Source organism: Streptomyces sp. NPDC001204, assembly GCF_053598035.1.
This window is the reverse complement of record NZ_JBSFJL010000027.1, coordinates 1-21,317: the sequence shown is the minus strand read 5'-3', so window position 1 is coordinate 21,317 and position 21,317 is coordinate 1. Positions and strand designations below refer to the sequence as shown.

Sequence of the window (21,317 nt, the reverse complement as noted above, 5' to 3'; positions counted from 1 at the left end):
GGGGCCGTGCGACATCGGAGGCGGTCGGGAGGCTTGTGAAGGTCCCGGCCTGGGCACTCGGGGGTCCCGGAGCCGCAGTGGTCCCCAGCGGGACCCGGACGCGACGGCCGGGTGACCACCCAGGCAGGGGAGAACGTGACGTGACGCTGCGCATCGGGGCAGAGGAAGAGTTCCACGTGCTGGACGTGGAGAGCGGCCGGCTGGTGCCACGCGCCCGCGCCGTACTGGACCGGCTACGCGGGCCCGGATTCACCACCGAGCTCCAGCAGTCCGTGGTCGAGGCCAACAGCGCGGTGCACGACACCCTCGACGCCCTCCTCGCGGACCTGGCCCGTTCACGGCGGCTGCTGGACACTGCGGCCTCGTCGCTCGGCCTCGTCACGGTGGCCGCCGGCACCGTGCCGCTGGCCCGCGTGAGCTCCGGCAACATCACCGCCGGGAGCCGTTTCCGGCACATGGCCGACGAGTACCGCAGGGTCGCCGACGAACAGCTCATCTGCAGCGCGCAGGTGCACGTCGACATACCGGACCGGGACACCGCCGTACGCACCATGTGCCTGGTCGCGCCGTGGCTGCCGCCGCTGCTCGCGCTGTCGGCCAGTTCACCGTTCTGGCTCGGCGCGGACACCGGCTACGCGAGCTGGCGGACGATGCTGTGGCAGCGCTGGCCCACCGCCGGGCCACCCGGCTGCTACGCCGACGCCGCCGCGTACGACGCGGCGCTGGAGGAGCTGATCCGCTCGGGCGTCATCGGCGACGCCGGCATGATCTACCACGACGTACGGCCCTCCGCGCACCAGCGCACGCTGGAGCTGCGGATCTGCGACGCCTGTCCGCGCGTGGAGACGGTCGTGCTGGTCGCGGGGCTCTTCCGGGCTCTGGTCCGGGACGCGTGCGACCGGCTGGCCCGCGGCGACGGCGGCCGGTGCGACGGCCACCACGAGTGGCTGCGGGCCGCCACCTGGCGAGCAGCCCGCTCGGGTCTGGAGGGCGCCCTGGTCGATCCGGTCACCCGGGGCGCGGCCCCCGCTCCCGAGGTGCTGCGCGGCATGGCGGCCCGGCTCCGCCCCGCGCTGGAGGCGTCCGGCGACTGGGAGGCCGTGCACGAACTGCTCACCCGGGCTCTGGCCTGCGGCAGTGCCGCGCACCGGCTGCGGCGGGTGGCCGGGGACGAGGACCTGCTCGCCAGCGTCGACCTGCTGGTCGCCGAGACCCGCGGCGCCGCCGGCCCGCGCCCGGTCGCGCCGGCCCGACCCGTCCGTGCCCCCCGACCCAGCCCGATCGCCGGAGGTGCCGGAGCCTGACGGACCGTCCCCATCCCGGCCCGACCCGCTTGCCACCGCCGTCGGCGGTGCCCGACGACCGTCCCAGGAGAGTGGTCGCCATGTCCCCCGTCCCGGTCCCCGCCCCCGCAGCCACCGCCGACCGCCCGGCCGCCCCGGCCTCCGTCCGGGCCCCGCACGCGTCCGTCACCGACGGCAGACCCCCCGCGGCCGTCGCGAAGGCCGCCGCGGAAGGGAGGACCGTCTGATGTGCGGGCTCAGCGGCGAGGTCCGGTTCGACGGCCGGCAGCCGGATCTGGCCGCGGTGGAACGCATGACCGACCGGCTCGCGCCCCGCGGGCCCGACGGCCGCGGGCTGTGGTCGCAGGGGCCCGTCGCCCTCGGCCACCGGCGGCTGAAGATCATCGACCTGACGGACAGCGGCGCGCAGCCGATGGCCGACCCCCGGGCACGGGTCGTCGGCGTGTTCAACGGGTGCGTCTACAACTACCGCGAGCTGCGCCGCGAACTGACCTCGCGGGGCCATCAGTTCTTCTCGGAGTCCGACACCGAGGTGGTCCTGAAGGCCTATCTGGAGTGGGGCACCTCCTGCGTCGACCACTTCCTCGGCATGTTCGCCTTCGTGATCGTCGAGCAGGACAGCGGGCGGATGGTCCTGGCCCGCGACCGGCTGGGCATCAAGCCGCTGTACCTCGCGGAGTCACCCGGGCGGCTCCGGTTCGCCTCCTCGCTGCCCGCGCTGCTGGCGGCCGGCGGGGTGGACACCTCCATCGACCCCATCGCGCTGCACCAGTACCTCAGCTGGCACGCGACCGTGCCGGCGCCCCGCACCGTCCTCAACGGCGTGCGCAAACTGCCGCCCGCCACCGTCCGCATCGTCGAACCGGACGGCACGTACCGCGACCACTGCTACTGGCAGCCCGCCTACACGCGCCGCCCCGAGTACGCCGGTCTGAGTGCGGAGGACTGGACGGACGCGGTCCTGGAGGCGCTGCGGACCGCCGTGCGGCGCCGGATGGTCGCCGATGTGCCGGTGGGCGTACTCCTGTCGGGCGGCCTGGACTCCAGCCTCATCGTGGCGCTGCTGGCCGACGAGGGGCAGTGCGACCTGGCCACCTTCAGCGTCGGCTTCGAGTCCGAAGGAGGCGAGGAGGGCGACGAGTTCCACTACTCCGACCTGGTGGCACGGGGCTTCGGCACCGACCACCACCAGCTGATGGTTCCCTCCGACCGGGTCTCGCGGGCCCTGGAGGGTGCCGTCCTGGCCATGAGCGAGCCCATGACAAGCCACGACGTGGTCGCCTTCCACCTGCTGTCCGAGCAGGTGGCCAAGGAGGTCAAGGTCGTGCAGAGCGGTCAGGGCGCCGACGAGGTCTTCGCCGGCTACCACTGGTACCCGGCGATGGCGCGCGTGCCCCGGCACCGCGCGGCCGACGCGTACGCCGAGACGTACTTCGACCGGCCGCACGCCGACCTCGCTCGCATGCTGGACCCCTCGGTGCTGCCCGGCCACGACGTCTGCGGCGACTTCGTGCGGGAGCACATGGCCGCGCCGGGCGCCGAGACCGCGCTGGACGCGGATCTGCGGCTGGACACCCACGTGATGATGGTCGACGACCCGGTCAAGCGGGTCGACAACATGACCATGGACTGGGGGCTCGAGGCCCGCGTGCCGTTCCTCGACCACGAACTGGTCGAGCTGGCCGCCGCCTGCCCGCCCGGACTCAAGCTCGCGGACGGCGGGAAGGGCGTCCTGAAGGCGGCGGGCCGCAAGGTCCTGCCGCGGGAGGTCGTCGACCGGCCCAAGGGCTACTTCCCCGTCCCGGCCATCAAGCACATGGCCGCACCGGTGCTGCTACGCGTCCGCGAGGCCCTCCACGCCCCCGAGGCGCGGGCCCGCGGGCTGTTCCACCAGAGTTACGTCGACGAGCTGCTCGCCGCGCCCGACGCCCACCGCACCAAGCGCGGGGCGAACGCGCTGTGGCAGGTTGCATTGCTGGAGATATGGCTGCAGACCCACGGAATCCGCTGACCGGCCCCTCCTCACCACCGTCCCCCACCGGGGACGCGGGGGGTACGCGGGCTGCCCTGCCGAGCGCGGGGGCCGCCTCGCCGAGTGACGCGCGGGGGTGCCCGCCCCCCGAAGGAACCCGGCCGGACGGCGCCGTGACCGACCCGGCCGGGGGCCGGGCGAGCCCCGAGCGCCGTGATCGGGCGGAAGGCGGGGCGGACCGTGGGCGGGGAGACGGAAGCGGGGCGGGCCCCGCGCCGGCCGACCAGACCGGAAGCGAGGCAGGCCCCACACCAACCGACCACACCCGAAGCAAGGCAGGCCCCACACCAACCGACCAAACCCGAAGCAAGGCAAGCCCCACACCAACCGACCAAACCGGAAACGAGACAGGCCCCGCGTCGGCCGACCAGGCCGGGTGCGGGACGGGTCCCCCGCCGACCGACCGGGCCGGGATCACGACAGATCGCAGCGAGCCCGACCGGACAGACCACACACCCGACCCCGAGCGCGCACACCGAGCCGGGAGCGCGGCGGGTGGCCCTCCACCGGCCGCCCGGGTTCGGAGCGAGACCGGTCTGGATCCCTCGCGGGGAGAGCGGGTCGGCGCGAGCGAGGCGGGCTTCCCGTGGAGCGACCGGGCCGGGGAGGCGGCGGACTCCGCATGGAGCCGCCAGGCCGTGGCGGCGACGGACGGTGGGCGGGCGGTCCGGGCAGCGGGCGCGGCGAACGAGCCGCGTGCGAAACCGACGGAGCACGGATTGGACCGGCCCCGCACCGCTGAGGAGAGAAGCACGGCGGAGCACAACGCGGAGCCCGTCCGCGCCCCCTCGGCAGGGCGGGCGGGGAGCCGACCGCACCCGGCCGGGAGCATCACGGACCGGCCGCACCCGTCTGAAGGCGGCGTGAAACGGCCGCACCCGCCGGAAGGCCACGTGGAACAGCCACACCCGCCAGAAGGCGACGCGGCCGGGGCGCAGTCGTCGGCAACGCCGTCGGACACAGGTCTGGAGCGCGCCGTTCCCGGCCGGGTGGGAAGCGGAGTGGCGCAGGCCGCGCCCGAGGTCGTCCTGGTGCCGGACACCGCCCTGCCGCTCGACGCCGTGCCGAGGGTGCTCGTCTCGCACGGATGCTGGTACCCCTCGGCCGACCCCGGGGGACGGTATGTCGCGTTCATCTGTGACCGGGGCGGGGTGCCGCAGTTGTGGGCGGGACCGGTCGACGGCGACGACATGCATCTGCTGGACACCGAGCTGGATCCGGTGACCGAGGTCGCCTGGTCACCCGACGGACGGTGGATCGCCTACACCACCGCACCCGGCGGCAGCGAGCACACGCGTGTGCTGTGCGTACGCCCCGACGGCACGGGGCGGCGGGTTCTGGCGGGCGGCGAGCCGGGGAGTTCGGCGTACCTCGGCTGCTGGACGCACGACGGTTCGGCGCTCGCCGTGACGGTCGCCGAGGCCCCCGCGCACCTTCCCCCGGCCGGTGCCGAGGCCGGCGCCGCACACACCGGGCTGAGCGGGTTGCTCGGTCCCGGCGCGGGCGCCGCCTCCCCCGTCTCGCTCGCCTCCGACGCCGCCGCGACGGTCCACCCGGAAGGCTGGACCGTACGGGACGGCCGCGCCACACTCCTGGGCGCACCGTCCCGCCCGGCGCCGCCGACGACCGGCGTCACCGGCGTCTCCGGCGCCGCGGACTCCGGTACGGCCCCGGCCGAACCCACGCCCAGGACCCTGTCGGCGTACCTCGTCGACCCCGACGGCTCGGCCGCCCCCGTACTGCTGGCAAGCGAACGGGAGGCCGCCACCCTGCGCGTGTGCGACATCAGCCGGGACGGTCGGCTGGCCCTGGTGCGCCGGGGACCGCGGGCGCGGCGGGAGGCCCTGGTGGTGCGCACCCGGGATCTGCGGGTGACCTGCGCGGTGCCGGTCGCCGACGGCGACCCGTGGATCGGCACGTTCGCGCCGGACGGCCGCACGCTGTGGCTGCGCAGCGACCACGACCGTGAGCACGCCGCCCTGTACGCGGTCGCCCTCGACCGGCGGGGGCGACGGCTCAGGCTGACGGTGGCCGCCCAACGCGACGGAAGCGGCCTGGAGTTGCTGGCCGTGGACCGCGACGGCCGCGGCGCCGTGCTGTCCTGGAACGTGCGCGGGGTCAGCGAGCTGGAGGTGGCCCCGCTGGTCCCGGTCCCCGGGAAGGTCCTCGGTCCGTCCCGTGCCGTGCGGCTCCCGCACGAGGTCGTCACCCGGGTGGCCGTCACCGCGGACCCGGACGCGCCCGTCGTGGCGCTGTCGGGATCGTTGCGGCGGCCCGGTGTGTGGTGGCTGCCCCAGGGCGCCGCGCTGCGCACCCCGTGGTCCTCGCGCGACGATGACGTCGTCGCACCGGGCGTCCACCGTCCGGTGCGGCCGGTGCCGGTGCGCCCCGTCGCCCGGGACGGGCTGGGCCTCGGCGGCTGGTACTACCGTGCGCCGGGCCGCTCGCCGAGGGAGCCCGCCCCCTGCGTCCTGCATCTGCACGGCGGTCCGGAGGAGCAGGAGCGCCCGGTGTTCGACCCGCTCTACCACGAGCTGCTGGGCAGGGGCCTGGACGTCTTCGCCCCCGATGTGCGCGGCTCCTCCGGTTACGGCCGTTCCTTCGTCGACGCGGATCTCGGCCGGGGCCGGTTCGCCGCGATCGACGACGTCGCCGACTGCGCGGCGCACGTCCTGCTGGAGGGCCTGGCCGACCCGCTCCGGCTGGCCGTGATGGGCCACTCCTACGGCGGATATCTGGCGATGGCGTCCCTCGTGTGGCATCCGGAACTGTTCCGCACCGGCGTCCCGGTGTGCGGGATGTCGGACCTCACGACGTTCTTCGCGGGCACCGAGCCGTGGCTGGCGCAGTCGGCCGCGCACAAGTACGGGCATCCGGAGCGCGACCGTGAACTGCTGCACGCGCTGTCGCCGATGAGCCGCGTCGACGCGCTGCGCGTGCCGGTGCTGGCCGTGCACGGCGAACACGACACCAACGTGCCGCCCGGCGAGTCCGAGCAGTTCGTGCGGGCGGCCCGGGAGCGCGGGGTGGAGGCGGAACTCCTCGTCCTGCGCGACGAGGGTCACGACTTCCGGCGCGCGGACAACCGCCGTGCCTTCCGCAGGGCCGCGGCCGACTGGATCCAGCGTCACCTGACCGGCTGACACGCGGGCCTTCCGCTTCCGGATGCCCCGGCACGTCCCGTGCCCTCGACCACGCGGTTTCGGGCGCGCGCCCTCCGGGCACCCGTGCCAGGCTTGGGAACGGCTGTGGACGGTGCGGTCAGGACGCGGCGGAAGGGCACAGCGAGGAGGTCCGGACATGACCGAAGCCGGTACGGCGGCGACCGGCCCGGGCGGAACCGCCCGCTGGGAGAACCAGTGGTACGGCCCGCAGCCGAACGTGGCCCAGGCTGCCGGATACGCCGACGCCCCGCCCCGCATGGGCTTCTTCACCGACACCTCCGTGTGCATCGGCTGCAAGGCCTGCGAGGTGGCGTGCAAGGAGTGGAACTCGGTGCCGGAGGACGGCCTCGAGCTGACCGGCATGTCGTACGACAACACCCAGGGGCTCGGCGCCGACACCTGGCGGCACGTGGCCTTCATCGAGCAGAGCAGGCCTCTGGGCGGTCAGGAGCCGGGGGCGGACCCCGGCGGTTTCGACGCGTTCGAGGCCGCCCGGCAGCTCGGCTCCACTCCCTCCACGCCCTCCCCCGGTCCGGGGACCACCGTCCCACCGCCGGAGCCGTCCCCCGCGGACGCGCCGGCCGGCACGATCTCCCCCGTGTCGCCCGACGGGCGGACCGAGCTGCGCTGGCTGATGTCCTCCGACGTGTGCAAGCACTGCACCCACGCGGCCTGCCTCGACGTATGTCCCACCGGGGCGCTGTTCCGCACCGAGTTCGGCACCGTCGTGGTCCAGCAGGACGTGTGCAACGGCTGCGGCTACTGCGTGCCCGCCTGCCCGTACGGGGTCATCGACCAGCGCAAGGAGGACGGCCGGGTCTGGAAGTGCACCCTCTGCTACGACCGGCTCGGCGTCGGCATGGAGCCGGCCTGCGCCAAGTCGTGCCCCACCGACTCCATCCAGTTCGGCCCGCTGGACGAACTGCGCGAACGGGCGGCCGCCCGGGTGGCGCGGCTCCACGCGGCCGGTGTCACCGACGCCCGGCTGTACGGCGAGAGCCCGGACGACGGCGTCGGCGGCGACGGCGCGTTCTTCCTGCTGCTCGACGAGCCCGAGGTGTACGGCCTGCCGCCCGACCCGGTGGTCACCACCCGGGATCTGCCCGCGATGTGGAAGCACGCGGCGACCGCCGCCGTGTCGCTCGTCGCGCTGGCCGCCACCTCTTTCGTCAGGAGGCCCCGATGACCGGACCGGACGTCCCTCGTGACGGCGCCGAGGGGGCGCGGCCCGGCCGGGCCGCCCCGATCGGCGCCGGAGCCGGGCGCGGACGGCACCGGCGTCGCCGCGGACGCGGCGAGCAGTCGATGGTGCCCGAGGCCCGGTTCTCCTCCTACTACGGCCGACCGGTCCTGAAGCGGCCGACCTGGAAGTCCGTCGACATCGCCGGCTACCTCTACCTCGGCGGCCTCGCCGGGGCGTCGTCGCTGCTGGCGGCCGGGGCGCAGGCCACGGGGCGGCCCGCGCTGGCCCGGACGGCGAAGCTGGGCGCGGCGGGCGCGATCTCCGGCTCGCTGGTCGCGCTCGTGCACGACCTCGGACGGCCCGCCCGTTTCGTCAACATGCTGCGCGTCTTCAAGCCCACCTCGCCCATGAGCGTGGGCTCCTGGCTGCTGGCCGGGTACGCGCCGCTGTCGATGGCCGCGGCTGCCGCCGACGTCGCCGGCCGCTACCGCGTCGTGGGCGCCGCCGCCACCGCGGGCGCCGCCGTCCTCGGCCCGGCGGTCGCCACCTACACCGCCGTACTGATCTCGGACACGGCGGTGCCCTCGTGGCACGAGGGCTACCGGGAGATGCCCTTCGTGTTCGCCGGTTCCGGCGCCAGTGCGGCCGCCGGGCTGGCGCTGGCCTGTGTGCCGGCCGCGCAGGCGGGACCGGCCCGCCGCATGGCGCTGCTCGGCGCGGCGCTGGAGATGGTCGGGTTCCGGCTGATGAAGAGCCGGATGGGCCTGGCGGCCGAGCCGTTCGAGCAGGGCACGGCGAACCGGCTGCTGAGGGCGGCGGAGTCGCTCACGGTGGGCGGCGCGGCGCTGGCGGCGGTCACCGGGCGGCTGGGCGGCCGGGGTCCGGCCGTGGCGGCCGGGATCGCCCTGCTGGCCGGCTCCGCCGCGCTCAGGTTCGGCGTGTTCCACGCCGGGGTGGCCTCCGCGGAGGACCCCAGATACACCGTCGTACCGCAAAGGGAGCGACTGCGGGCCCGAGCCGGGTGACCGGACGGGCCCCGTGCCGGACGACCGGACGGAAGGAGGCCGGGCCCATGCCCCGCCGTCGGCGGGACCGGGGATGCCGTCCCCGCCGAGCTGCGCGAGGATGTGTCGCAGGAGCACTCGTGACACCGTGCCGCGCCGGCTGAGGCGCCCGCGGCGAACACGCGGCGGACAGACCGCGCGGACGACCGGAGGACACCGAGCAGCAGTACCGAAAGGGCTCCATCTCATGGGTGTACGCACATGGATCGACTCCTGGCCGGTCTACCGCCAGCTCAAGGGCACCGATCCCCTGGGCCGCGGGGCGGCCGCCAAGAGCGGGCCCAGCGCGCGGCTCAGCCCCCGGGTCGCCTCCGCGGACCGGGTGGTGAAGTCGATCTGCCCGTACTGCGCGGTGGGCTGCGGCCAGAACGTCTACGTCCAGGACGAGCGGGTCACGCAGATCGAGGGCGACCCGGACTCCCCCATCTCCCGCGGCCGGCTGTGTCCCAAGGGCGCGGCCAGTCTTCAGCTGACCACCGGCGGCGCGCGTGAGCACCAGGTGCTGTACCGGCGCCCGTACGGCACCCGGTGGGAGCGGCTCGACCTCGACACGGCGATGGGCATGATCGCCGACCGGGTGATCGAGTCCCGGCGCGCCGGCTGGGAGTGGGAGGTCGACGGCGCTCGCACCCGGCGCACGATGGGCATCGCGAGCCTGGGCGGGGCGACGCTGGACAACGAGGAGAACTATCTGATCAAGAAGCTCTTCACGGCGCTGGGCGCGATCCAGATCGAGAACCAGGCACGTATTTGACACTCCTCCACCGTTCCCGGTCTGGGAACCTCGTTCGGCCGCGGCGGCGCGACCACCTTCCAGCAGGACCTCCAGAACTCCGACTGCATCGTCATCCAGGGCTCGAACATGGCCGAGTGCCATCCGGTCGGGTTCCAGTGGGTGATGGAGGCCAAGGCCCGTGGCGCCAAGCTGGTCCACGTCGACCCGCGGTTCACCCGCACCAGCGCACTGGCCGACGTGCACGTGCCGCTGCGCGCGGGCTCGGACATCGTCTTCCTCGGCGGGATCGTCAACTACGTCCTGAGCAACGACAAGTACTTCCGCGAGTACGTCGTGGCCTACACCAACGGGCCCGTGGTGCTGCGGGAGGACTTCCAGGACACCGAGGACCTCGACGGCGTGTTCTCCGGCCTCGACCCCGACAACCGCAGGTACAACAACACCAGCTGGCAGTACGAGGGCATGGAGATGCGGGCCGCCTCCGGTCAGCGCGACCAGGACTACGAGAGGCGCGCCGGCCGCCGCAGCCGGGTGAGCGAGTCGGCACGCGGCGAGGCCCACGGGGCAGGCGGCCCCGACATCGGCGCGGGCCAACCCGAACGCGACGAGACGATGACCCACCCGCGATGTGTGTTCCAGGTGCTCAAGCGGCACTACGCCCGCTACACCCCGGAGATGGTCGAGCGGATCTGCGGGGTGCCGCAGGACCTGTTCCGCCAGGTCTGCGAGTTGGTCACCGAGAACTCCGGGCGCGAGCGGACCACCGCGTTCGCCTACGCGGTGGGCTGGACCCAGCACACCGTGGGCGTGCAGTACATCCGCGCCGCCGCCGTGCTCCAGACCCTGCTCGGCAACATCGGCCGGCCGGGCGGCGGCATCATGGCCCTGCGCGGGCACGCCTCCATCCAGGGGTCGACGGACATCCCCACCCTGTTCGACCTGCTGCCCGGCTACATCCCGATGCCGCACGCGCACCACGACGACGATCTGGACTCCTTCGTCCGGGGCGAGGCGGCGACCAAGGGCTACTGGGGCAACATGCGCGCGTACCTGGTGAGCCTGCTCAAGGCGTACTGGGGTGACGCGGCGACGCCCGAGAACGACTTCTGCTTCGACTATCTGCCGCGGCTGACGGGCTCCCACTCCACCTACGAGACGGTGACGGCCCAGATGGAAGGCGTCTGCAAGGGCTACTTCCTGCTGGGCGAGAACCCCGCGGTGGGCTCCGCCAACGCCAAGATGCAGCGCCTGGGCATGGCCAACCTGGACTGGCTGGTCGTGCGCGACTTCTCGCTCATCGAGTCGGCCACCTGGTGGAAGGACGGCCCGGAGATCGAGACCGGGGAGCTGCGCACGGAGGACATCCGCACCGAGGTGTTCTTCCTGCCGGCCGCCGCGCACACCGAGAAGGACGGCAGCTTCACCAACACGCAGCGACTGCTGCAGTGGCACCACCAGGCCGTCGAACCGCCCGGAGAGGCGCGCAGCGACCTGTGGTTCACCTTCCACCTCGGCCGGCTCGTCCGGCAGAGGCTCGCGCAGTCCACCGACCCGATGGACCGGCCGGTCCTCGACCTGACCTGGGACTACCCCACCAGGGGCGAGCAGGCCGAGCCGGACGCGGAGAGCGTCCTCGCCGAGATCAACGGCCGCGACGCCAAGGGCGACCCGCTGGCCTCCTACGAGCAGCTCGCACCGGACGGATCCACCACGTGCGGCTGCTGGATCTACTGCGGCGTGTACGCCGACGGTGTCAACCAGGCCGCCCGCCGCAAGCCGGGCCGGGAGCAGAACTGGGTGGCCAACCAGTGGGGCTGGGCCTGGCCCGCCAACCGCCGGGTCCTGTACAACCGGGCCTCGGCCGACCCCGACGGCAGGCCGTGGAGCGAGCGCAAGGCGCTGGTGTGGTGGGACGAGGACGAGGGGCAGTGGACCGGCCACGACATCGCCGACTTCGCCAAGGACAAGGCCCCGTCCTACCAGGCGCCGCCGGACGCCACCGGCGGTCGGGCGCTGTCGGGCGCCGACCCGTTCGTGATGCAGGCCGACGGCAAGGCGTGGCTGTACGCGCCGGCCGGGCTCACCGACGGCCCGCTGCCCACCCACTACGAGCCGCAGGAGTCGCCGTTCCCGAACCTGCTGTACGGGCAGCAGCGCAATCCGGTGCGGTTCGTGACGCGGTCGCTCCCGGACAACCGCTACGGGCCCAGTGCCGGTGAGCCGGGTTCGGAGGTGTTCCCGTTCGTGGCCACCACCTACCGGCTCACCGAGCACCACACGGCGGGCGGCATGTCGCGCTGGCTGCCGTATCTGGCGGAGCTGCAACCGGAGTTCTTCTGCGAGGTGTCGCCGGAACTGGCCGCCGAGCGCGGTCTGGAGCACACCGGCTGGGCGACGATCGTCAGCGCCCGGGCCGTCATCGAGGCACGGGTGCTGGTCACCGACCGGGTGCCGCCGCTGACCGTGCACGGCCGCACCCTGCATCAGGTGGGCCTGCCCTACCACTGGGGCCCGAACGGCTACAGCACCGGCGACGCGGCCAACGAACTGCTCCACCTCTCCCTCGACCCCAACGTCCACATCCAGGAGGCCAAGGCGTTCGGCGTCGACATCCGCCCGGGCCGCCGTCCCAGGGGCCCGGCCGCCGTGGAGCTGGTCCGCTCCTACCAGGCGCGAGCGGGCATCGACGAGCACACCGGAACCCAGCTCTGACCGGCGGCCGGCGCGGGGCTCACCTCAGCACGACGGAGTGGGCCCCGCGGGGGACCAGTTCGCCGATCACCGGATGGCCGGGGATCTCCCCCGCGACGAGGAGGCCGCCGGAGGTCTGGGCGTCGGCCAGCAGGAGGCGGGTCTCGGCGTCGGTGTCGCCGAAGTCGGTGAACGGCTCCACCCAGGCCAGGTTGCGCCGGGTGCCGCCGCTGACGTAGCCGTCGCGTACGGCTTCGCGGGAGCCGTCCAGGTAGGGCACGGCCGCCGTGTCGATCACCGCCGTCACGTCCGAGGCGCGGGCGAGTTTGTGCAGGTGGCCCAGGAGGCCGAAGCCGGTCACGTCGGTGGCGCAGGAGGCTCCGGCGGTCAGGGCGGCGGCGCAGGCGTCCCGGTTGAGGGCCACCATGGTGGCCACGGCCTGCTCGAACCGCTCGCCGGTGGCCTTGTGACGGTTGTTCAGCACGCCCAGGCCGAGCGGTTTGGTCAGGGTCAGGGGCAGTCCGGGCCGGCCGGCGTCGTTGCGCAGCAGCCGGGCCGGGTCGGCCAGGCCGGTGACGGCCATGCCGTACTTGGGTTCGGGGTCGTCGACGCTGTGCCCGCCGCCCACGTGGCAGCCGGCCTCGGCGGCGACCTCCAGCCCACCGCGCAGCACCTCGCGGGCCAGCTCGAAGGGCAGCACGTCACGCGGCCAGGCCAGCAGGTTGACCGCCAGGACGGGGCGGCCGCCCATCGCGTAGACGTCCGACAGGGCATTGGCCGCGGCGATGCGCCCCCAGTCGTAGGGGTCGTCGACGACGGGGGTGAAGAAGTCGGCGGTGGACACCACCGCCTGCGCGGCGGCGCCCCGATCGGGCAGCGTCACGACGGCCGCGTCGTCGCCGGTGGCCAGGCCGACCAGCAGCGGGGTGTCCCCGGCGGTCGGCGGCACCGTCGGCAGTCCGCCGAGCACGTCCTCCAGCTCGCCCGGCGGGATCTTGCAGGCGCAGCCGCCGCCGTGGGCGAACTGGGTGAGCCGTACGGGGGTTCCATGGGTGGCGGTCACGCTGGGTCTCCTGGCCTCGGTGGTCTCGATGGTCTGGGGGTCTGGGGGTCTCCTGGTCCCGGTGCTCCGGCACGGCGTGTCGGGGACCCGCCGCGCCCACGCCGTCCCCCGCCGGCCTTCCGGTAGCCTGGCGCCCGATGGAGGCGTGTGGGTGCCTGGTGGCCCTCCCGGTCTTCAAAACCGAGGTGCCCGAGGATCTCGGGCAGGCGGGTTCGATTCCCGTCCGCCTCCGCTTCCAGGACGTGTGTCGAAAGTGGATCAAGAGCCCTGGCACTACGGGATGGGTCATGCGGCTCGGTCGTGTGGTCGAGCGCTTGTGGCGAGAAGCACGGCGATCGTTTCGGGGTAGGGCCCGGTCATCGCCCATTCAAGCGGGGAACGGCCCGTGCCGTGATCTTCGCGGAGATCGGGATCGGCGCCGTGGGCGAGGAGTGCACGTACCGTCTCCTATGGCCCCAGCATGCGGCCGCACACAGGGGTGTGCCTTCCGCGCCGCGGCCGCAGGCACGCCGCGCGCGAGGCGTGGCTGGCCGGCCTGTCCGCCGAAACCGGGCCGACGGTGCTCGTGCGGGACCGCTCCACCGACGACCGCGCGCACCAGGGCGGCGAGAAGACTGGGGAGTGACTTCAGTCCGAGCCGGACGGGGCCAACTCCCCATCGTCGTCCGGCTCCGCGGATGCCCGACGCGGCGCCTCCTCGAACGGCTTCCGCCGCGGCGATCTCTCCGCCTTCACCACCCCAGCAGCAGCCCGAGCCAACTGCGCCCGCAGCTGATCGAACGCTGCCGGCCCTGACAGCTCCCGCAACCTACGACTCCTGCTCATACCGGCCCAACGCCCCGGCGCGCCGCACGTAACCGCAATGCACCCGAACGGAGCACCGCCGCGGGAAGACCGGCGTTCATCGCCACGCTTGTCGCTCGACGCACTGACGAGCGCACCCGATCAGAGACCGAAGCACCTGACGATGCCCCGGCCGGAGTAATCCGGCCGGGGCATCTGCTGTCCGGTTCGCGTCCTTGTCGACAAGTCGCTTCACGTCCAGGCTGATCGAGGTCGGCAGGCGACCAAGGGGGCTTTGTGTTCGGTAGCGGCAACCGCGACCTCTTACAGCAGATCCTTCAAGACCTCGGGCAACTAGACGAGCGCGTGAACGGCCAGCAGCACGCCATCGACCAGGCCAGGCAAGACACCAGCACGAGGATCACTACCGGGCTGGCCGAGATCCGGAGGACGGTAGGCGACCCGCTCGCCGACATCCGCCACGAACTCGCCGCGATCAAGGACAGCATGAGCGAACGCGCCCGGCACCCCGCGCAACCGATCCCGGTCCAAGCGGCGAGCAGTCAGCCGGACGGGAAGGACCCCTCGAAACTTCTCAAGGCCGCCGCCGGAATCTCCGCAGCCGAACTCCAAATGCACCGCGATACGTGGGCGTTCCTCATCGAACACGCCGCTGGAGACCGGCACTTCCACGTCCCCGGAGCAGTCGACGAAAACAACGGCTTCGTCACCGTCCACGTCTCCGGCCCGAGCATCGTCGCCGCCGTCACCAGCCTCGACCGGGTGAGCCGCACCGACCGCGACCCCGTGACCTGCGCCATCGCCGGCCATCTCCACCAGCGCTTCACCGAGACCGTCGACCAGATCATCAAGGATCTGCACCGCGATGGCGACGTCGAGCATGTGAAGATCGTCATCGATGACCGGGCCAATCCCGTCGACGACGAGTACTGACAACGCTGCGCTCCGTCCGGATCGTCCCCGGGCGGGGCGCAGTGTTGTTGCCTGATCGGCGTAGTACCCGGCTGGGCGACGCAGGAAGAGCTAGCGTCGCGCCCACCGTCGCAGGTTCCCGATGACACGATCCTTGTGGAGACGGGTTGCCGAGATTTCGCCTGGGCTCGTCATGAAAGCCGTGAGGGGGGTCCATCGCTTACGTCCGTTGCGAGCCGTCCACCTCACCGCGGGGAAGTCCGTGATCTCCATGATGCGCTCTCGGTCGATTACCCGCGTGCGCAGGTAGCCACGGATCACCAACCGTGAGTGTTCACATGTCACACCAAGTCGAAATCCCCGCACTGCCAGGACAGCAAACCCGATCAGGGCCAGACCAGCCGCAAGCCGCGCAACGGCGGTACTGGCTTGCGTCGCGTACGCGATGCAGGCAACCGCTGGAACGGCTCCGAGGCTGCTGTTGGCCAGACGGTTCAACGTGGATGGCGATTGCTCCATGAGGTTCCTCGCGTGACCAGCATCTGCCGGCGCAGCCTACATTCGGCGGTCCGCTCGACATCATGACAGACCTCGCTCTTGGCAGTGGAAGCCGATTCCGCGCCGTTGATCAGGAGCGGATCATCGCAACTACGTGCTCCAACTGCGTGTGCATGACCCATAGCCACACCGGTCCGTCAGGCGATTCGCACTCGATCACCAAGACGCCGGCCGGGAGCCACAACCATTCGAGGCCCTCCTGCTGGCGTACTCGGACAAAACGCAGATCTGCCGGGACCTCACGGAGCCGAGTCCACGGCCAGCGAGGCTCCCATCGAAACTCTTCAGCATCGGCTCGCACTCGGCCCAGACTCCAGCGGCCCATGTTCGGCCGCTTGGCCCCGATCAGGAAGAGGGCTTCCTGTCCCACCCTGGCCCGTGCCACGGCCCGCCGCGATCGCCAACGGCGGATCGCCTCGCCGAGCAGCACGCCGAGCACAATGCAGATCCCAATGACCATCCGCGCAGTAAAACAGGTTGGCGACTGATCACCAAAAGGTCGAGTCCACTGGCCACCGGCAGTGAACCCTGCCCAACCTGGCGCGTGAGCCTGGCAGTTGGGCTGACAACGTGGCGAACCCCCTGGTAGTTGGGTTTTCGACCAAGAGCACCGTCTCCACGTCTGCAACGCAACGAGACCCTCGTCCGCCAGTTGACCGGCGTTGCGCCGGGCGGCGTCGCCCGGTGGCTCGGCTCATCCGACACGGCTGGATAAGTCACCCCGCCCCTGCAACCACACGGCTCCTTCACGAGTCATACACATGCAAGCCATGCATCACGCCTCAGGGGAGATCTTGAAGACCCGCACCACCACGTACGCCGTCATCCTGCTGACCGCCGCTGCCGCTCTGACCGCGTGCGACGACAGCGCCGGCAGCGACAGCGGCAAGCCGGCCAGCCCCAAGCCCTCGGCCACTGCCGAGAAGGAGCCGGCCCAGAAGCAGAAGGACGAGAACCACAAGGCCGCCGGCATCCCGCCCAAGCCGACCGGCCAGAAGCGCCAGCAGCTCCTCGACGCACTCGCCAAGGCCGCCCCGGACGTCGTCCGTTACGAGGACAAGGCCATCGACGCCGCCCGCAACCAGTGCAGTTCCATCAACGGCGGGGGTTCCAAACTCGACTGGGCCGCCTCTCAGCGCTTCAGTTACAAGGACGTCACCACCACCGAAGCTCAGGGCAAGGCCATCAACGACGCTCTCAAGACCTCCGGCTTCTGCACGGTGTGACACCCGCCGCTACAGGCAGGGCCCTGCCACGCCCGTCGTGGCGGGGCCACTGCTCGGCTGACTGTCCGACGGCCGGCCGGGGTGCGGATGCAGCACCGGCCATCCACCACCTTTCGGTGAGCGGCCGCGGCACCTTTCCACCCACCGCGCCCAGCCGGCCCGGTTCTACGCTGTCGCCATCCCTCGCCCTCGCCGCCAAGGAACCCCTGATGCCGATCAACTTCGACAAGCTCCCCGCCGGCCTGGTCAACCTCACCAAGGCCGCCGCGGTCTCCCTGGAGAAGAACAACCTGACGGGGCAGCGGGCGGCCGTCTACCTGGTCCTCGACCGGTCCCGCAGTATGAGCCGCTACTACCGCGATGGCAGCGTGCAGCACCTCGCAGAGCAGGCCTTGGGCCTGTCCGCCAATCTCGACGACGACGGCATCGTCCCCACGATCTTCTTCGACAGCGATGCCCACCCCGCCGCCGACATCAGCGTCGACAACTACCAGGGCAGCATCGACCGCCACCACAAGGCGCTCGGCCGCATGGGCTCCACCAACTACGCCGCCGCCATGGACGAAGTCATCGACCACTACCTCGACTCCGACAGCACCGACCCCGCCTTCGTCATCTTCCAGACCGACGGCGGTCCGGACTCCCGGCGGGCCGCGGAGCAGACGCTGTGCAAGGCGGCGAAACTGCCCATGTTCTGGCAGTTCATCGGCTTCGGCCCCGACCGTTTCGACTTCCTCCGCAGGCTCGACGACCTCGAGGTGCCGAAGAAGCGGGTCATCGACAATGCCGGCTTCTTCCCGGCCGGCGACGCCCCGAAGCGGATGTCGTACGCGGAGTTGTACGACCGGCTGATGGGCGAGTTCCCGGACTGGCTTGTCGCGGCACGCGATGCCGGAATCGTGCACTGCCCATGCCGGTAAGCCCGCTTACGCAGAGGACGAGTTCCCACCACACCAGCCGGAGCGAGCCCTTGACGTACGGCCCATTCTCGTCAGGCAGGCCTGCGTCGACCGTCGGCTCCCTGCGCGAGAAGCGCGAGCAGGGCCTCCACACCGCTGAGATCCTCGGCGTATACGTCAGCGAGAAGTCCGCCGAGGAGGCTGTGGAGGCCGCTCAGGCCGCTTCCGGCCAGGCACGGTCGGAGGTCGAGCAGGCGCTCCGGCAGTCCCTGTGTCCGGACGGCAGCGTCTGTGCTGGTCGTCCACTCGTTCCGTGTGTCCGTGGGCGTCGAGGAACTCCAGGAGCGGCACGGCGACTCTGCGGGTGGTGTCGAGGGCCTTGCGGGCCTCGCTGAGTGTGAAGGGCTGGGGCAGGCGGCGGAGCACCGCGGCGGCCTCGGCGTCGGCTCCCGGCAGCAGCACGATCCCGTCGCCGACCCGCAGCAGCGCGCCCGCCGAGACCGCCGCGGCCAGAGCTTTGCGGTCGAGTCCCAGGGCGGTGAGGCGATCGGCCTCGGGGGCACGGAACGGTGCCGTCTCCAGCTCGCGCCGCACCGAGTCGACGGCCGCCCGGACCGGCGGCGGCAGGGTGGGACCGACGCTGTCGGGCCGGTACAAACGGCCTTCCCGTCGCAGCAGGCGGGGCTCGCCAGGCGTCGCGGCGAGGGCGTCCACCAGCGCCCGGTCGGGCAGGTCCAGCAGGTGCCGGGCCGCCTCGGCGGGCAGTCCGGGCTCCATGGGGTGCAGGCGTGCGTGCTCCGCGACCTCGGCGGCCAGCCTCTCGCGCAGCCTGGCCCAGTGGGCCGTGTCGGCCAGCCAGTCCCCGGTGACCGGCGCGGTGGGCGGCGGGATACCCATGGCCAGCAGCCGGGAGCGGCGGACGAGTCCGCGGCGCCGCAGCTCCGCCGCTCCGTCGGGGCGGCCCGTCATCGTGGCCAGTACGGCGGCCCTCGCCCGTCCGGCGCCCCGCCGGGTCAGGTCCGGCGGGCACACGTCGAGCACGGTCACACCGCAAGGTCTCCGCCCACCGCCGGGTTCGCGCAGGACGGCCCGGTCCCCGACGCGCAGGGGCAGTGCGGTGCGCAGGGTCAGCCGGGCGGTGTCCTCGCCGAGGGGGCGGACGGTCACCGCGACGGCCGCCGTGCCGATGTGCAGGGTGACGCTCCGGGGCAGCTCGCCGACCGGCTCACCGGTGACGCGCACGTCGATCCGGTCGGTGAACAGCCAGCGGTCCGGCGCCAGCAGCACCTTCCCCCGCCGCAGTTGCCCGGCGAGGGGGCCGTGCACGTTGACCGCGACCCGCGCCACGCCGCTGACGGCACTCCGGTCCTGTTGCAGGCACTGGAGCCCGCGCACCCTCAGCGTGTGCGCGCCGGCCCCGTTCACCAGCCGGTCGCCGACGCGCAGGGTGCCCGCGCCGAGTGTGCCGGTCACGACGGTGCCGTGCCCGCGCGCGGTGAAGGCGCGGTCCAGCCACAGCCGTACGTCCGCGTCGGCGGGCGGCACGGGCAGCGCGCGGGCCGTCCGGGCCAGTTCGGTGCGCAGTTCGCCCAGGCCGGCGCCGGTCACCGCGCTCACCGCGACGGACGCCACGGTCCCGAGCGAGGTCCGGGACAGCCGCTTGACGGCCTCGGCGCGCACCGGGTCGGGGTCGGCCAGGTCGCTGCGGGTCACGGCGAGCACCGCGTGCCGTACACCGAGCGCGTCGAGGATCGCGAGGTGTTCCTCGGACTGCGGCTGCCAGCCCTGGTCGGCGGCGACCACGAACAGCACGGCGGGCACCGGGCCGACTCCGGCCAGCATGGTGGCCACGAACCGCTCGTGGCCGGGTACGTCGACGAAGGCGAGGTGTTCGCCTTCGGCGTCCGGCGGCGTCCACACGAAGCCGAGGTCGAGCGTGAGTCCCCGGCGCCGCTCCTCCTCGTAGCGGTCGGGTTCCATCCCGGTCAGGGCCCGTACCAGGGCGGACTTGCCGTGGTCGACGTGCCCCGCGGTGGCCAGCACTCGCATGGCCCCTACCTCTCCGCCGCCGACCGCACGGCCTCGGCGAGGCGTTCGTCGTCCCCCGGCGGCACCGCACGCAGGTCCAGCAGGCACCGCCCGCCCTCCAGGCGCCCCACCACGGGCGCCTCACCGGTGCGCAGCACGGCGGCGTAGGGCTCCGGCAGGGACAGCGCGGCGCTGGGCAGCGTCACTCCCGGCGCCCCGCCGCCGCCGACGGTGGCGGTCCCTGCGACGGCCCGGACGTCCTCGACCCCGGCGGCGCCCAGTTCGACGGCGAGGTGTTCGGCCCGCCGCATGAGCCCTGCGGCGTCGGCGGTCAGGAAAGCGGCCGTCGGGGTCCGGGGGTCCGTCAGGGTCGCCTCCAGCGCGGCCAGGGTGAGCTTGTCCACGCGCAGGGCACGGGCCAGGGGGTGCCGGGTGAGGGTGCGCAGGAGTTCCGTGTCGCCGAGGAGCAGTCCGCACTGGGGGCCGCCGAGCAGTTTGTCGCCGCTCGCCGTCACCAGGGCCGCGCCGGACCTCAACTGGGTCTCGGCGTCGGGCTCGTCGGGCAGCAGCGGATGGGGCGCGAGCAGTCCGGAGCCGATGTCGGCCACCACCGGAACGCCCAGTGCCGACAGATCGCCGACACCGGCGGCCCGAGTGAAGCCGGTGATGCGGAAGTTGGAGGGGTGGATCTTCAGGACGAACGCCGTGTCGGGGCCGATCACGTCGGCGTAGTCCTGGACGGTCGTACGGTTCGTGGTGCCGACCTCGCGGAGCCGGGCCCCGGTGGAGACCAGCAGGTCCGGCAGCCGGAAGCCGTCCCCGATCTCCACCATCTCGCCGCGGCTGATGACGATCTCCCTGCCCGCGGCGAGCGCGGTGGCGGTGAGGACGAGCGCGGCGGCGCCGTTGTTGACGACATGGGCCGCGGCGGCGGACGGCACCCGGCCGCGCAGCGCGTCCAGGGCCGTACGGCCCCGGCGGGCGCGGACGCCGGTGCGCAGATCGAGTTCGACGTCCGTGGGCCCCGCGGCGTCCTGCACCGCCTGCCGGGCCGCGGCGGACAGGGAGGCGCGGCCGAGGTTGGTGTGCAGCAGGACCCCGGTCGCGTTGATCACCGGACACAGCCCGCCGACCACCCGCGGCAGCAGCGCCACGGCGGTGTCCGTCACCTGCTCGGGGGTGATGGCGCCCCGGCGTGCCCGCTCCTGCGCCTGCCGGACCGCGGCCTTCACCGGGCCCGGCCCGAGCCGCGCCGCCGCGTCCACCAGGCGCGCGTCCCGCAGGACGGTGTCGGTACGGGGGATCCGCCGGCGGGCATCGCTCACCGCACGGTCTTGGCCGGTCCGGCCGTGACCGGTCGGGCCGGATCCGCGGGTGTCCTCACCGGTCTCCTGGCCCGCTCGCTGCCCCGTGACCTGTTGCTCCACCTGGCCTCTCCGTCCACAGACCGACCTCGCGGGCGTGTCAACGCCCGCCCATGGTCTCCCAGTGCCCGCGGCCGTCCGCACGACACGCCGTACGAGAGGTCAGGCTTCCGCGCACCCGCTGTCCGGCCACTCCCCCCCCATTACCTTCTTCGTGGCCCCGCAATGGGGCGCCCGGCCTCTGGGCCCGGCATGACTGCTCCCCCCTGTTGATCGCATGGCCTGGGGG

Annotated in this window: 14 protein-coding genes, 1 tRNA gene and 1 pseudogene; 12 read left to right on the top strand and 4 right to left on the bottom strand. The window is 72.9% G+C overall.

Annotation, left to right across the window (positions count from 1 at the left end; genetic code table 11):
* The first annotated feature begins 140 nt into the window (after positions 1-140).
* The 7 genes from ACWC91_RS29850 to fdh all read left to right on the top strand — a co-directional run bounded on the left by ACWC91_RS29850 (position 141) and on the right by fdh (position 12,195).
* Positions 141-1,304 (top strand): carboxylate-amine ligase, encoded by a 1,164-nt coding sequence (locus tag ACWC91_RS29850; protein ID WP_450643629.1) that lies wholly within the window; start codon positions 141-143, stop codon positions 1,302-1,304.
* 80 nt (positions 1,305-1,384) lie between these two features.
* On the top strand, positions 1,385-1,531 hold the full coding sequence (locus ACWC91_RS29845; protein WP_376501151.1) for a hypothetical protein: 147 nt from the start codon (positions 1,385-1,387) through the stop codon (positions 1,529-1,531).
* On the top strand, positions 1,531-3,315 hold the full coding sequence (locus ACWC91_RS29840) for an N-acetylglutaminylglutamine amidotransferase (protein ID WP_450643628.1): 1,785 nt from the start codon (positions 1,531-1,533) through the stop codon (positions 3,313-3,315). The genes ACWC91_RS29845 and ACWC91_RS29840 overlap by 1 nt, the downstream gene beginning before the upstream one ends.
* A gap of 914 nt (positions 3,316-4,229) precedes the next feature.
* Complete coding sequence (locus ACWC91_RS29835; RefSeq protein ID WP_450643627.1) at positions 4,230-6,479, top strand: S9 family peptidase; 2,250 nt, start codon at positions 4,230-4,232, stop codon at positions 6,477-6,479.
* Positions 6,480-6,636: 157 nt separating this feature from the next.
* Positions 6,637-7,686, top strand: coding sequence for a 4Fe-4S dicluster domain-containing protein (locus tag ACWC91_RS29830; protein WP_450643626.1), 1,050 nt, complete (start codon positions 6,637-6,639; stop codon positions 7,684-7,686).
* On the top strand, positions 7,683-8,708 hold the full coding sequence (gene nrfD / locus ACWC91_RS29825) for an NrfD/PsrC family molybdoenzyme membrane anchor subunit (RefSeq protein WP_450726107.1): 1,026 nt from the start codon (positions 7,683-7,685) through the stop codon (positions 8,706-8,708). The genes ACWC91_RS29830 and nrfD overlap by 4 nt, the downstream gene beginning before the upstream one ends.
* Before the next feature lie 226 nt (positions 8,709-8,934).
* Positions 8,935-12,195, top strand: a complete 3,261-nt coding sequence (gene fdh, locus ACWC91_RS29820) for a formate dehydrogenase (RefSeq protein WP_450644125.1) — start codon at positions 8,935-8,937, stop codon at positions 12,193-12,195.
* Positions 12,196-12,214: 19 nt separating this feature from the next.
* Here fdh and selD read toward each other — a convergent pair whose 3' ends face one another.
* A complete protein-coding gene (selD, locus tag ACWC91_RS29815; RefSeq protein WP_450644127.1) occupies positions 12,215-13,237 on the bottom strand; it encodes a selenide, water dikinase SelD in 1,023 nt (340 codons plus the stop codon).
* A 139-nt stretch (positions 13,238-13,376) separates the two neighbouring features.
* On the opposite strand from selD, the gene ACWC91_RS29810 reads away from it, so the two are divergent.
* Positions 13,377-13,470: transfer RNA gene (locus ACWC91_RS29810), tRNA-Sec, on the top strand.
* Between the two features lie 52 nt (positions 13,471-13,522).
* On the opposite strand, the pseudogene ACWC91_RS29805 reads toward ACWC91_RS29810, so the two are convergent.
* Positions 13,523-13,737 (bottom strand): annotated as a pseudogene (locus tag ACWC91_RS29805) (ankyrin repeat domain-containing protein); the annotation flags it as partial.
* On the opposite strand from ACWC91_RS29805, the gene ACWC91_RS29800 reads away from it, so the two are divergent.
* From ACWC91_RS29800 to ACWC91_RS29785, 4 genes are all read left to right on the top strand, one after another.
* On the top strand, positions 13,698-13,862 hold the full coding sequence (locus tag ACWC91_RS29800) for a hypothetical protein (RefSeq protein ID WP_450644135.1): 165 nt from the start codon (positions 13,698-13,700) through the stop codon (positions 13,860-13,862). The pseudogene ACWC91_RS29805 and the gene ACWC91_RS29800 overlap by 40 nt on opposite strands.
* Positions 13,863-14,317: 455 nt before the next feature.
* Positions 14,318-14,974, top strand: a complete 657-nt coding sequence (locus ACWC91_RS29795; protein WP_450644129.1) for a hypothetical protein — start codon at positions 14,318-14,320, stop codon at positions 14,972-14,974.
* A gap of 1,331 nt (positions 14,975-16,305) precedes the next feature.
* Positions 16,306-16,737: a hypothetical protein gene (locus tag ACWC91_RS29790; RefSeq protein ID WP_376501161.1), complete on the top strand. Its 432-nt coding sequence runs from the start codon at positions 16,306-16,308 to the stop codon at positions 16,735-16,737.
* 209 nt (positions 16,738-16,946) lie between these two features.
* Positions 16,947-17,657 (top strand): vWA domain-containing protein, encoded by a 711-nt coding sequence (locus ACWC91_RS29785; RefSeq protein WP_225079478.1) that lies wholly within the window; start codon positions 16,947-16,949, stop codon positions 17,655-17,657.
* Between the two features lie 156 nt (positions 17,658-17,813).
* On the opposite strand, the gene ACWC91_RS29780 is transcribed toward ACWC91_RS29785, so the two are convergent.
* Positions 17,814-19,685, bottom strand: a complete 1,872-nt coding sequence (locus ACWC91_RS29780) for a SelB domain-containing protein (RefSeq protein WP_450644131.1) — start codon at positions 19,683-19,685, stop codon at positions 17,814-17,816.
* Positions 19,686-19,690: 5 nt separating this feature from the next.
* A complete protein-coding gene (gene selA / locus ACWC91_RS29775) occupies positions 19,691-20,989 on the bottom strand; it encodes an L-seryl-tRNA(Sec) selenium transferase (protein ID WP_450644133.1) in 1,299 nt (432 codons plus the stop codon).
* Positions 20,990-21,317: the final 328 nt, after the last annotated feature.

Coding starts and splice junctions, on each gene's coding strand:
- ACWC91_RS29785 (WP_225079478.1), top strand. CDS start 16,947: ATGCCGATCAACTTCGACAAGCTCCCCGCCGGCCTGGTCAACCTCACC.
- ACWC91_RS29780 (WP_450644131.1), bottom strand. CDS start 19,685: ATGCGAGTGCTGGCCACCGCGGGGCACGTCGACCACGGCAAGTCCGCC.
- ACWC91_RS29800 (WP_450644135.1), top strand. CDS start 13,698: ATGCGGCCGCACACAGGGGTGTGCCTTCCGCGCCGCGGCCGCAGGCAC.
- ACWC91_RS29845 (WP_376501151.1), top strand. CDS start 1,385: ATGTCCCCCGTCCCGGTCCCCGCCCCCGCAGCCACCGCCGACCGCCCG.
- ACWC91_RS29830 (WP_450643626.1), top strand. CDS start 6,637: ATGACCGAAGCCGGTACGGCGGCGACCGGCCCGGGCGGAACCGCCCGC.
- nrfD (WP_450726107.1), top strand. CDS start 7,683: ATGACCGGACCGGACGTCCCTCGTGACGGCGCCGAGGGGGCGCGGCCC.
- ACWC91_RS29840 (WP_450643628.1), top strand. CDS start 1,531: ATGTGCGGGCTCAGCGGCGAGGTCCGGTTCGACGGCCGGCAGCCGGAT.